Raw genomic sequence first — 13,557 nt, 5'->3', positions numbered from 1 at the left:
GCCTGCTGACGACGCTTGCGCTGTGCAGGCCGATCCGTGTGCTTCATTCCTGTGTGTTTTCGCTGACTTGAAGCCCCGCCAGCAGACCTGGGTTCGACACTCATAAAACAATGACCCGTTGCAGTCCGGTGAATATCCGGCGGCCTCCGGCAGAGAATAACGGGCGGAGACAGACACATGGATAGCTTGGTTGCGCTCACTGCGGACTGGTATTGGGAATGCGACAGCCAATGCCGCTTTACCCGTGTCGACCGCCTGGCGGCAGATCCGGCTCGACCCGACGACATGCTGGCAGCTGCTGTCGGCAATCCGCCCTGGGATCTTCCGGGAGCCCTGCATCCGGATCCCGAATGGGAAAATTTTCGACGCAGACGAGCGGAACAGGCTGCATTCCGGGATGCCGAATGGTCCTGGTGGCTCGGCCAGGACGACGCGATCGCCGTGCTCGCAAGCGGCGAGCCGATTCGGGACGGCGATGGCCGCTTCGCCGGTTACCGGGGTGTCATGCGCAACATCACGGTGCGCCGGCACGAGTCCAATGCCTTGCGGCGCTTCCGCGCGGCAGTGGATATCTCGGGCGATCCGATTTTCATTATTGACCGTGCAAGCATGCGCATCATCGATGCCAATGAAACCGCATGCCGGGCTATCGGCTGCTCTCGCGAAGAGTTGAACTCTTACGGCCCGCAAGACTTCCTGTTGTCCGATCGTCAGACGCTGGAAAAGGATTTCGATGAACTGATTGCCACCGGTATCGGTACGGCTACCGAAAAAACGGTACGCGACAGAGACGGCAACACTTGTCTGTTTGAATTGCAGCGGCGCGCCATTATGCTCGACGACAGGTGGCTGATCGTGACGAGTGCGCGCGACATCACCCAGCGGCGCATGGCGGAAGGCGCCGCGGTGCGTCTGGGCCAGATGTATGCTGCCATCAGCGGCACCAATGATGCAATCCTGCACGCCACCACACCGGAAGACCTTTATCAGCAGGTGTGCGAAGTCGCAGTCAGGAGCGGCCAGATCGTCAGCGCGTCGGTGCTGCTGCCGGACCCTTCCTCGGAATGGGCGCGATTCGCGGCGCTGGCCGGAATCGGTCACGATAGCCTGCGCCCCCTGCAGATTTCATTCGACGAAGACAAGGTGGAAGGCCGTGGGCTGGTAGGCACTGCCTATCGTAGCGGCGAGAGCTGTGTCATCAATGATTTTCCCAATGATCCTCGCGTCAAGGTCAAGCCCTGGCGCATGGCGGCAGGCAAGGAAGGCGCGGCGGCCGGCGCCGCCATTCCGCTGCGGCGCGATGGCGAATCGATCGGCGTGCTTCTTCTGTACTCGCGCGAGAAAGATGCCTTCGACGATGATATCGTCAATCTCCTCGAGCGCATGGCGCAAAACATCGTCTTTACTCTGGAAAACTTCGACCGTGATCTGAAGCGCCGGAAAGCGGTCGATGCCTTGCGCCAGAGCGAGGAGCGCTACCGCAGCATCCTCGAAAACATGAATGACGGTTACTTCGAAGTCGACCTGAAGGGCAATTACACCGTCGTCAACGATGCGCTGTGCCGCCAGCACAATTGCACCAGGGACGAAGCCTTGCGGCTCAATTACCGCAATTTCATGAACGTTGCCACGGCGGAATACGTCTACGGCCTATACCACCGGATCTATCGCACCAGGCAGCCGGCGGAATTGACCGAGCATGCGATACAAAGGGAAGACGGCAATATCTGCATCGTCCAGACTTCGATGCAGCTGATCATCGGTACTGACGGCAGACCGGCCGGATTCCGCGGTATTTCGCGCGACGTAACCGCGCGGCGCCTGGCTGAGGAAGCGGTACGCGCCAGCGAAGAAAAATACCGGTCCATCCTCGAAAGCATAGAAGAGGCGTATTACGAGGTCGATCTCACCGGTGCGCTCATGCTGTGCAACGATGCGTTCTGCCGCATGTTTGGTTATTCGATGAGCGAAATCGCCGGCGTGAACTACCGGCGGTATCACTCGCCGCAGGATGCCGCGCATGTGTTCGCCAATTTCAACGAGGTTTTCAAGAGCGGGATCCCCAAAAAAGGGATCGACTGGCGCCTGCTGCACAGGAACGGGAAAGAGGTCATGTGCGAAGGATCGATCCACCTGATCCGCGACGCCAGCGGAGAACCGGCCGGCTTTCGCGGCATGTTGCGCGACGTGACGGACCGGCGCAGCATCGAGTCGGCGCTGCGGGCCAGCGAAGAGCGTTTCCGCGATCTGACGAAGCTGTCGTCGGATTGGTACTGGGAGCAGGACAGTCGTTACCGGTTTACGCAGATTAATGGTGATGTGTTTGGCAAGACGGGCATGGTTGCGGATGACTATCTTGGCAAAACCTTGTGGGAACTGCCCTTCGATAATGTCTCGCTCGATCAATGGATAGAGCATCAAAGCCTGCTGGCCGAAGGCATGCCTTTTCATGAACTGGTATTGTGCATACTCGGGACCGACGGCGCGAAACGTTATCTGAGCATCAGCGGCCTGCCTGTCAGGGACAAGGATGGACATGCGGCGGGATATCGCGGCACCGGCAAGGACATTACCGAAAGAAAGACAGCGGAAGAGCGTATTCGCCACCTTGCCAGCCACGATATCCTGACCGGCCTGCCGAACCGCATGATGTTCCATCAAGTCCTCGGCTATCAGATACAGCTTGCCCGGCGCTATCAGCGAAAGTTTGCACTGATGTTTATCGACCTCGATCATTTCAAGGCGATCAACGATGTGCATGGACACGATGCCGGAGATGTGGTGTTGAAGGTGACGGCCACGCGTCTGGTCGATTGCGTGCGCGACAGCGACTTTGTCGCGCGACTGGCCGGCGACGAATTCGTGGTGATCATCCAGGAACACAGGGACATGCAGCATCTGCGCGCGCTAGCGGAAAAAATGGTCGCCGCATTGCGGGCTTCGATTGTGCTAGGCGATGTGTCGTACACCGTCACCGCGAGCATAGGCGTTTCCGTGTTTCCGGATCATGGCGAGGATGAGGATGCACTCCTGAAGCGTGCCGATGTCGCCATGTATGCGGTCAAGCGCGGCAGTAAAGACAGTTTTCAGGTGAGTGCCTGAGTCAATCAGGCAGATCTCTTGCATCTTTAAAGGTGGTATTAAGGACGGCGAGGTGTTCGCGTTTGCATGGAGGTGCACTACATTCGATGAAACGCACTGTATTGGCATATATTCTGCTGTAACGTTTCTCTGTCAAGGCAAGCAACGCGTGTTCGCCTGTCAACTGAAATGGAGGGCGTCGCATGGGATACCGAACCAGCATCGGTTGTACAAGCTACGATTTTCCCGACCTTGCCACGCTGCTGGCAAAGGCGAGTCCGGCGCGATCCGGCGATTATCTCGCAGGCATCGCCGCACTGACGTACGAAGAGCGTGTCGCTGCGCGCATGGCGCTGGCCGAGGTGCCGCTAAGCAGTTTTCTCGAACAGCCTCTGATCCCCTACGAGAGCGACGAAATCACCCGGCTGATCATCGATACCCATGACCAACAAGCGTTCGCGCCGATCGCGCATCTGACGGTCGGGGATTTCCGCGACTGGCTGCTGCTCGACAGCACCGACAGCGCGGCGCTGTCTGCCTGCGCGCCCGGCATCACGCCGGAAATGGCGGCCGCCGTGAGCAAGCTGATGCGCAATCAGGACCTGATCCTGGCCGCGAAAAAATGCCATGTCGTCACACGCTTTCGCAATACCATCGGTTTGCCGGGACATCTGGCTGTGCGCCTGCAGCCGAATCATCCCACCGATGACATGCGCGGCATCGGCGCCAGCATCCTGGACGGTTTGTTCTATGGCGCGGGCGACGCGGTGGTCGGCATCAATCCCGCAAGCGATTCCTTGCATACCATGATCGGGCTCTGGCGCATGATGGACGAGTTGCGTCAGCGTTTCGATATCCCCATGCAGAGCTGCGTGCTGACGCATGTGACAACGCAGATCAAGGGGATCGAGCAGGGCGCACCGGTCGACCTGGTATTCCAGTCGATCGCCGGCACCGAGAAAGCCAACACCGGTTTCGGCATATCGCTGTCCCTGCTGAAAGAAGCCAACGATGCCGCCCGCTCGCTGCAGCGCGGCACGCTTGGCGATAACGTGATGTATCTGGAGACCGGGCAGGGCAGCGCCTTGTCCGCCGACGCGCATCACGGTATCGACCAGCAGACCTGCGAGGCGCGCGCCTATGCGGTCGCGCGCGAATTGCGACCGCTGTTGACGAATACGGTGGTCGGCTTCATCGGTCCTGAATACCTGTTCGACGGCAAGCAGATCATACGCGCCGGGCTTGAAGACCATTTTTGCGGCAAGCTGCTCGGCGTGCCGATGGGTTGCGACATCTGCCATACCAATCATGCCGAAGCCGATCAGGACGACATGGATAATCTGCTGACGCTTCTGGGCGCGGCAGGCGTCAATTTCATTATGGGCGTACCGGGAGCCGATGACATCATGCTGAATTACCAGAGCACTTCATTTCATGATGCCCTGTACCTGCGCAGCCTGCTCGGCCTGAAGCGGGCGCCGGAATTCGAACAGTGGCTTGAACGCATGCAACTCGTGGACGCCAGAGGAAGACTGTCGCCGCCTGCCGAATCAAATCCCTTGCTGCAGCTGGCCCGTACCTGAACGGAGGATGCAATGAAAAAGCAGACCGGATTGCTGGTGCAGCAAGATCCTTGGCAACAGTTGCGCTCCCTTACCAATGCCCGCATTGCGCTGGGACGAGCCGGTGCGAGCACGCCGTGCGCCGAACTGCTGCGCTTCAGCCTTGCCCATGCTCAGGCACGCGATGCCGTTCATTGCCTGCTGGATTGCGATGCCTTGCAGCAGGAATTGGCGCTTGCGAATTTTCGAAGTCTGAGAGTACACAGCAAGGCCGACAACCGCCATACCTATCTACTGCGTCCGGATCTCGGCCGCCGGCTGGATGAAGACAGCGCAAGCCGTCTGGCGCAGGCGCCGCGTGCGACGGAGTTGGCCATTGTGATCGCGGACGGTTTGTCAGCGACGGCGGTGCAGAGACATGCTGTCCCGCTGCTGAAAATGCTTAGAACGAAAACTTCATTCGAGTGGAATACGACGCCGGTAGTGCTTGCACAGCAGGGCAGGGTGGCGCTCGGAGATGAAATAGGCGAGATGCTGGGCGCAAAGATTGTCGCCGTCCTGATCGGCGAGCGTCCGGGACTGAGCTCGCCGGACAGCCTGGGAATCTACCTCACCTATGAGCCGCGTGTCGGACGCATGGATAGCGAACGCAATTGTATTTCGAACGTAAGACCGGAAGGCTTGTCGTATGAAGCCGCGGCGTACAAGCTTGCTTTTCTGATAAAGCACGCGCTGCAGTTGCAGTTGTCCGGTGTCCTGCTCAAGGAGGGCAGCGCGATGCATGAAGCGATGCTGCCACCGGCTGATTCTTTCTAACCAAGTCCATTATTCATTGCCTCATTTCTTGCCGCTTTGGCATGCAAGGGAACGCTTGCCAGGCGTGTCGCTCATTATCTTCAATCGTCTCTACAATCGACCGCCAAGCTTTAAACCGGGGCAACTTTGTCGATGGTCCACACTTCGATACAAATCCGCCCGGCATGGACAACACGCCGATACATTCCAATGGCAACATTGCCAGCACATCAATTGTCTGTAATCTTGTTGACTTGCTGCGCCTTACTTTCGTCTAGTGTTTCAACAATTGCAATTTATTTCATCAATCCCTATTAACCGACGCGCAGGGTCATACTTGATGAGTTACAAGGAATTCTGAATGGATCAAAGAGCCGAACCCTCCGTCTATCACACGGCCGTCAAGCCCAGCCGGCGGAAATCGATCATCGGCAGCATCATCGCCCTGGTGTGTCTTGCGCTTCTCGGCTGGCTCGCATGGCATCTGACCCATCCGGCCGATTCCAATGGCGCGACTGGCGCTGGCGGCCCCGGCGGACGGCGCGGTCCGCCGGCGACCACTGTTGGCGTAGCAACGGTAGAGCGGGCCGATATCCCCGTTGTGGTGGAGGCATTGGGTACGGTGACCGCATCGGCGGTCGCTACCGTGCGCCCGCAAGTGTCAGGCGTGCTCAAGGAAGTATTGTTTACCGAGGGTCAAACGGTGCGCGCCGGTCAGCATCTGGCCACTATCGATCCGCGGCAGTTTGAAATGGCTTTATTACAGGCGAGCGGCCAGCGCCAGCGCGACGAAGCGCAGTTGCAGAACGCAAAGCTGCTGCTTGAACGCTACAAGACCTTGCTGGAGCAGGACTCGATCGCACGCCAGGAAGTCGACACGCAGGCCGCGCTGGTCAAGCAGCTCGAAGGCACCATCGCCGTCGATCGTGCAGTCGAAGGCGTCGCCAAGCTCAATCTCGGCTATACCAAAATCATCGCACCGATCGGCGGCCGGGTTGGCCTGCGGGCGGTCGATGTCGGAAATCTGGTCAGCGCCAATGATACGAACGGCATAGCCGACATTACCCAGGTCTCGCCGATCGATGTGGAATTCTCTCTGCCTCAGGATCTGGTGCCGGAGCTTCGTTCCCGCCTCGGCGACCCGGGCGGGTTGACGGTCACGGTGCTGGACCGCAATCGCCAGACCGTGCTCGATACAGGAAAATTTCTTGCGCTTGATAATCAGGTCGATACGCAAACCGGAACAATACGGGCCAAGGGCCGTTTCGAGAATGCCAAGTCGATGCTGTTTCCGAGTCAGTTCGTCAATGCGCGGCTCTTGCTGCGCACGATACAGGGCGCGGCGGTCGTGCCTGTATCGGCGGTACGCCATGGAAGCAATGGCGATTTTGTCTATGTGCTCAATGCCAAGGAACGCACGGTGTCGCTACGTACCGTCAAGCGCGGACAAGCCATGGCCGACAAGATGGAAATCGTGTCCGGCCTGCAGCCCGGCGAGCAGGTGATCACCGAAGGCGCGGACCGGCTCAAGGATGGCGCCAAGGTAACGCTGCCGACCGACCGGCCGCGCGGTGCTGGCGGCAATCGTGGCCCGGGTGAGCGTAGCGGCAACGGCGAAGGCGCGGCACCGGCGGTCCAGAGTCCAGCCAGCCCGGGCAGCACGCAGGCCGCTGCAACGGAAGGCGGCCAGGCGCGCCAGCCCGGCGAGCGCCGCCGCCGCAATGCCGAGGCGCCCGCCCAATGACGGGCAACATGCGCCCGGCTCAACCACCGACAATGGAAATCATGCAATGAGTCCTTCCCGGCCATTTATCCAGCGGCCGGTCGCGACGTCGCTGTTCATGCTCGCGATCGTCCTCGCCGGCATCATCGGCTTCCGCTTCCTGCCGCTGTCCGCCTTGCCCCAGGTCGATTTTCCGACCATTCAGGTGCAGACCCTATATCCGGGTGCAAGCCCGGAAGTCATGAGCCAGACCGTCACCGCGCCACTGGAACGCCAGTTCGGGCAGATGTCTGGCTTGCAGCGCATGAGCTCGACCAGTGCGGCTGGCGTCTCCATCATCACGCTGCAATTCGGGCTTGGCTTGACGCTGGATGTGGCCGAGCAGGAAGTGCAGGCCGCCATCAATGCCGGCGGCTCGTTGATGCCGGCCGACCTGCCCGCACCGCCGGTCTATGTCAAGATCAACCCGGCCGACGCGCCGGTGCTGACGCTCGCCATCACCTCCGACACGCTGCCGCTGACCGAGGTGCAAAACATCGTCAATACACGGTTGGCGCTCAAGATCAGCCAGGTCTCCGGGGTCGGCCTCGTGACCTTGAACGGCGGCCAGCGCCCGGCTGTACGCATCCAGGCGGATACGCAGGCGCTTGCGTCCTACGGACTGGGGCTGGACAACCTGCGCACCGCAATCGCGGCTGCCAATGCCAATGGCGCGAAAGGCAGCTTCGACGGACCCACGCGCAGCTACACCATCAATGCCAACGACCAGTTGCTGACCGCTGCCGAATATCAGAACCTGATCATTGCCTACCGCAACGGCGCGCCGGTACGCTTGTCGAATGTCGCTCAGGTCGTCGAAAGCGCGGAAAACGTGCGGCTTGGCGCATGGGCAGGCTTGAAGCCCGCCATCATCCTGAATGTGCAGCGCCAGCCCGGCGCGAACGTGATCGCGACCGTCGATGCGATCAAGGCCCGCTTGCCGGAATTGCAGGCGGGCTTGCCCGAATCGCTGCGGGTCGATGTGCTGAGCGATCGCACCACCGGTATTCGCGCCTCGGTCAAGCATGTCGAAATAGAATTGGCGCTGGCGGTCATCCTCGTCGTGCTGGTGATTTTTGCCTTCCTGCACAACGTGCGCGCCACCGTGATCGCAAGCCTGGCAGTGCCTATTTCGTTGATCGGTACTTGCGGCGCGATGTACCTGCTCGGCTACAGCCTGAACAATCTGAGTCTGATGGCGCTGACGATCGCTACCGGCTTCGTGGTGGACGATGCGATCGTGATGATCGAGAACATCGCGCGCTACATAGAAGCGGGAGAAACCCCGATGGCGGCCGCCCTCAAGGGGGCGAAGCAGATCGGTTTCACCATCATTTCGCTGACCGTATCGCTGATTGCGGTGTTGATTCCCTTGCTGTTCATGGGCGATGTGGTCGGCCGCCTGTTCCGCGAATTCGCGGTCACCTTGTCGATCACCATCCTGATCTCCGCCGTAGTGTCGCTGACGCTGGTGCCGATGATGTCCGCGCGCTGGCTGCACGGCGCGGACCATGCGCATCGGCAAAGCCGGCTGCAGCGCATGTTCGACGGTGTCATCGTGCGCTACGACCATGCGCTGCACTGGGTACTGGCGCGTCAGGGCCTGACGCTGATCGTTGCCTTGCTGACCTTGGCCTTGACGGTATTGCTGTATATGGCGATACCGAAAGGCTTGTTCCCGGTGCAGGATACCGGCCAGCTGCGGGCAAGGCTGGAAGCGACGCAATCGGTGTCTTACCAGCGCATGGCCGAATTACAGCAGGAAGCCGCGAAGGCCATCCTGGATGATCCGGACGTCGCGACGCTCAGTTCGGTGGTGGGCGTCGATGCCGCCAACAACACGATGCTGCATACCGGCAGCATGCTCATCAATCTCAAATCCGATCGCAGCGGTTCGCAGCAGGAAGCGATGGACAGGCTGCGCGAGCGCGTCGGCCAGATCGCCGGTCTGACACTGTATCTCCAGCCGACCCAGGACCTGACCATCGATGCCGAGAACGGACCGACCCCATTCCGTGTGTCGCTGGAGGGCGCGGACAATGCCACCGTCGTGCAATGGGCCGACAAGCTCGCGCAGCGCATGGCGATGTCCGACAAACTGCGCAGCGTGGTGTCGGATGCGGGCGCGACAGGCGTGGCCGCATTCGTCAAGATCGATCGCGATACCGCGTCCCGCCTGTCGGTCACCGCAGCATCGATCGACGAGGCGCTGTACAACGCGTTCGGCCAACGCATCGTCTCCACCATCTTTACTGAAACCAATCAGTATCGCGTGATCCTGGAAGCGCGTCCGGGACTGCTGACCACGCCCGAATCGCTGGGCTTGCTGCCGCTGCGTACCGGCTCCGGCAAACCGACGCCGCTGGCCGCAGTCGCGACCGTGACCGAGCGTCCGGCGCCGCTGCAGATTACGCATGTCGCGCAGTTTCCAGCAACGACGCTGGGCTTTGATACCGCACCCGGTGTGTCGCTTGGCAAGGCGGTCGATGCGATCCGGCAGGCCGCCCGGGATATTGGCATGCCTTCCGCCGTGACCTTGAGCTTTCTTGGTGCCGCCGGCGCCTATGAAGCTTCGCTGAGCAATCAGCTCTGGTTGATCCTCGCGGCGCTGGTGTGCGTCTATATCGTGCTCGGCGTGTTGTATGAAAGTTATGTGCACCCGCTGACGATCCTGTCGACCTTACCTTCGGCCGGCGTCGGCGCCTTGCTGGCCTTGATGCTGACCGGGCAGGACCTGGGCGTGATCGGCATCATCGGCATCATCTTGCTGATCGGCATCGTCAAGAAAAACGCGATCATGATGATCGATTTTGCCATCGATGCCGAGCGCAACCAGGGTAAAACGCCGCGCGAAGCGATTCATCAAGCCGCGCTGCTGCGCTTCCGCCCCATCCTGATGACCACGCTCGCTGCATTGTTCGCCGCCGTGCCGTTGATGCTCGGCTGGGGGGAGGGTGCTGAACTGCGGCGGCCGCTGGGTCTGTCGATCTTTGGCGGGCTGATCGTCAGCCAGATCCTGACCCTGTTCACCACGCCGGTCATCTATCTGGCCTTCGACCGCCTTGGCCGGCGCTGGATCGGCCGCGGATCCAACGAGGTTGCAGCGTGAATCTGTCCGAGCCATTCGTCCGCCGCCCGGTCGCCACGGTCCTGTTGACCATCGGTATTGCGCTGGCCGGTATTGCCGGCTTCTTCGTGCTGCCGGTGTCGCCGCTGCCGCAGGTCGATTACCCGTCGATCACGGTCAGCGCATCCTTGCCCGGCGCCAGCCCCGATACCATGGCCACCAGCGTGGCGACGCCGCTGGAACGGCGGCTCGGTGTCATTGCCGGGGTCAATGAAATGACCTCGAACAGCAGCAACGGCTCGACGCGCATCAGCCTGCAATTTGATCTGAACCGCAAGATCGATGCCGCCGCCCGCGAAGTGCAGGCCGCCATCAATGCCTCGCGTGTCGATCTGCCGGCCACGCTGAAGAGCAATCCGACCTATCGCAAGGTCAGTCCATCGGCATCGCCCGTGATCATCCTTGCGCTGACTTCGCGCACCCGTTCGCCCGGGCAGATCTATGAAGAAGTCTCGAACCTGGTGCAGCAAAAACTGGCGCAGGTGCCGGGCGTGGGCGACGTGGAAATCGGCGGCGGTTCGCTGCCGGCGGTGCGCATCGAATTGCTCCCCTTTGCGCTCAACCGCTACGGCATCGGCATGGAAGATGTGCGCGCCGCCGTGCAGGCGAGTACCGCCAACCGGCCGAAAGGTGCGATAGAGGGTAACGGCCGTCGGCTGCAAATCTATTCCGGCGTGGCTTCCGATACCGGCGGCAAGACCGCGGCCGACTATCGCAATCTGATCGTGGCCTGGCGCAACGATGCGGCGGTGCGGCTGCAGGATGTGGCCGAAGTCGTGGACGGGGTCGAAGACCGCCGTACTGTCGGCCTTTTCAATGGCCAGCCGGCCGTGATCGTACTGGTGACCCAGCAGCCGGGCGCCAATGTGATCAAGACCGTCGACGGCGTGCGCGCGCTCCTGCCCGAGCTGCAGGAGCAATTACCGGAAGATGTGCGATTGCAGGTGGCGTCCGATCGCACCAGTTCCATCCGGTCGTCGCTGCATGAAATCGAATTCACGCTGCTGATTTCCGTAGTGTTGGTGGTGCTGGTCGTAAGCGCCTTTCTGCGCAGTTTCCGCGCCACCATCGTGCCGGCGGTGGCAACGGTCGTATCGCTGCTGGGAACCTTCGGCGTCATGTATCTGCTCGGTTTCAGTCTGAACAACCTGAGCCTGATGGCATTGACGGTCGCGACCGGTTTTGTCGTCGACGATGCCATCGTGGTGCTGGAAAACACCAGCCGGCATATCGAGCAAGGCATGGACCGCTTCAAGGCGGCGCTGCTGGGTGCGCGCGAAGTCGGCTTTACCGTGCTGTCGATCAGCGTGTCGCTGGTTGCGGTCTTCATCCCGCTCCTGTTCATGGGTGGTCAGATCGGGCGTCTGTTCCGCGAATTCGCGGTGACGCTGTCGGTGGCCGTGATGATTTCGATGGTGATCTCGCTGACGACCACGCCGATGATGTGCGCGTGGCTGCTGAAACGTGAAAGCGGCAAGGACGAGGGGGCGCGCAAGCAAGGCCGCATTTCGCGCTTCTTCGAGCGCAGCTTCGGCTGGGTGCATCGCGGTTATGAACACAGCCTGGATTGGGCATTGCATCATCAAGCGCTGATCATGTTCATCCTGGTCGCCGTGATCGGGCTGAACGTGTACCTGTTCGCCGCAGCGCCCAAGGGTTTCTTTCCGCAGCAGGACACCGGGCAGATCAGCGGTGGCATGCGCGCCGACCGCAGTATTTCCTTTCAGGCGATGCAGGGCAAGCTGCAGCAGCTGGTCGATATCATTCGCGCCGATCCCGCGGTCGATACTGTCGTGGGCTTCACCGGCGGACGGCGCGCCGGTGGCGGTTTCATGTTTATCAACCTGAAACCGTTGTCCGAACGCAAGGAGGGTGGACAGGCGGTGATTGCACGCCTGCGGCCGCAGCTTGCCAAGGTCACCGGCATCACCCTGTTCCTGAACACGGTGCAGGATTTGCGCATGGGCGGTCGGCAGAGCAATTCCACCTATCAGTACAGCCTCAAGAGCGATAGCAGCGCCGACCTGAAAACTTGGGCGGTCAAACTGGCGGAGGCGATGAAGCAGCAGCCGGCACTGATCGATGTCGATACCGACCAGCAGGAAAACGCGGTGGAAACCTTTGTCGATGTCGATCGCGATACGGCGGCGCGCCTGGGCATCAATGCGCGCGATGTCGACAATGCGCTGTATAACGCCTTCGGCCAGCGACAAGTGGCGACCATCTACGATGAGCTGAACCAATATCATGTCGTGATGGAAGTGTCGCCGAAGTATGCGCGCAGTCCGGAAGCGCTGAAGGATATCTATGTACCGGTGAAGGCCAGTGCAACCACCACGGCGACGACCGGCACTTCCTCGGCAAGCACAACAACTGCTAGCAGCAATGTCATCAACCCCGCATTGCGCGATCCATCGAGCGGCCAAGCCTTGAGCACCGCACCGACCACCATGGTGCCGCTGTCCGGTATCGCACGTTTTTCGGAACGGCCGGCGCCGGCGTCGATCAGTCACGAAGATGCCGAACTGGAAACCACCATTTCCTTTAATCTCGCCGACGGCAGTACGCTGAGCGCGGCACAGGATGCGGTCAAGGCAGCGGAGGCGGCAATCGGCATGCCGACCAATGTGCGCGGCAATTTTGCCGGTGCGGCGCGCAGCTTTCAGGAGTCGCAGAACCAGCAGCCCATGCTGATCGCGGCGGCGCTGATCGTCATCTATATCGTGCTCGGCATCCTCTACGAGAGCCTGGTGCACCCCGTGACCGTGCTGACCACGCTGCCATCGGCGGGCGTGGGCGCGGTACTGGCGTTGCTATTGTTCAAGATGGAGTTTTCCATCATCGCGCTGATCGGGGTGTTTCTGCTGATCGGTATCGTCAAGAAAAATGCGATCCTGATCATCGACTTTGCACTGGAGGCCGAGCGTTCGCGCGGATTGAACGCGGTCGAAGCGGTACGCGAGGCTTGCCTGCTACGTTTCCGGCCTATTCTGATGACCACGCTCGCCGCCGCACTTGGCGCGCTGCCGCTAGCGATCGGCTTCGGCGAAGGTTCCGAATTGCGCCGCCCGCTGGGAGTGGCGATCATCGGCGGCCTGATTGCCAGCCAGGTCCTGACGCTGCTCACGACCCCGGTCGTCTATATCCTGCTCGACAAATTGCGTCGCCGCAGCCCGGCAGAAGCCGGTTTGTGCCGGATCGACGCGGCTTCACCCACTTCGACATGAACA

6 protein-coding genes are annotated in these 13,557 nt (G+C 60.7%); all 6 read left to right on the top strand.

What is annotated here, in order from left to right; genetic code table 11:
* Positions 1-177: 177 nt before the first annotated feature.
* A complete protein-coding gene (locus tag D3871_RS22640; RefSeq protein ID WP_119771279.1) occupies positions 178-3,102 on the top strand; it encodes a PAS domain S-box protein in 2,925 nt (974 codons plus the stop codon).
* Between the two features lie 182 nt (positions 3,103-3,284).
* Positions 3,285-4,664, top strand: a complete 1,380-nt coding sequence (locus D3871_RS22635) for an ethanolamine ammonia-lyase subunit EutB (RefSeq protein ID WP_119771278.1) — start codon at positions 3,285-3,287, stop codon at positions 4,662-4,664.
* Between the two features lie 12 nt (positions 4,665-4,676).
* A complete protein-coding gene (gene eutC / locus D3871_RS22630) occupies positions 4,677-5,459 on the top strand; it encodes an ethanolamine ammonia-lyase subunit EutC (protein WP_119771277.1) in 783 nt (260 codons plus the stop codon).
* A gap of 340 nt (positions 5,460-5,799) precedes the next feature.
* Positions 5,800-7,182 (top strand): efflux RND transporter periplasmic adaptor subunit, encoded by a 1,383-nt coding sequence (locus D3871_RS22625; RefSeq protein WP_119771276.1) that lies wholly within the window; start codon positions 5,800-5,802, stop codon positions 7,180-7,182.
* 46 nt (positions 7,183-7,228) lie between these two features.
* A complete protein-coding gene (locus D3871_RS22620; RefSeq protein WP_119771275.1) occupies positions 7,229-10,309 on the top strand; it encodes an efflux RND transporter permease subunit in 3,081 nt (1,026 codons plus the stop codon).
* Positions 10,306-13,554: an efflux RND transporter permease subunit gene (locus D3871_RS22615; RefSeq protein ID WP_119771274.1), complete on the top strand. Its 3,249-nt coding sequence runs from the start codon at positions 10,306-10,308 to the stop codon at positions 13,552-13,554. The genes D3871_RS22620 and D3871_RS22615 overlap by 4 nt, the downstream gene beginning before the upstream one ends.
* Positions 13,555-13,557: the final 3 nt, after the last annotated feature.

This window comes from Noviherbaspirillum saxi, from assembly GCF_003591035.1.
Lineage (GTDB): Bacteria > Pseudomonadota > Gammaproteobacteria > Burkholderiales > Burkholderiaceae_D > Noviherbaspirillum > Noviherbaspirillum saxi.
This window is presented reverse-complemented; position numbering and strand designations above follow the sequence as displayed.

What these genes read in the sequence shown, in the direction of transcription:
- D3871_RS22640 (WP_119771279.1), top strand. Translation starts at nt 178, where the DNA reads ATGGATAGCTTGGTTGCGCTCACTGCGGACTGGTATTGGGAATGCGAC.
- D3871_RS22635 (WP_119771278.1), top strand. Translation starts at nt 3,285, where the DNA reads ATGGGATACCGAACCAGCATCGGTTGTACAAGCTACGATTTTCCCGAC.
- eutC (WP_119771277.1), top strand. Translation starts at nt 4,677, where the DNA reads ATGAAAAAGCAGACCGGATTGCTGGTGCAGCAAGATCCTTGGCAACAG.
- D3871_RS22625 (WP_119771276.1), top strand. Translation starts at nt 5,800, where the DNA reads ATGGATCAAAGAGCCGAACCCTCCGTCTATCACACGGCCGTCAAGCCC.
- D3871_RS22620 (WP_119771275.1), top strand. Translation starts at nt 7,229, where the DNA reads ATGAGTCCTTCCCGGCCATTTATCCAGCGGCCGGTCGCGACGTCGCTG.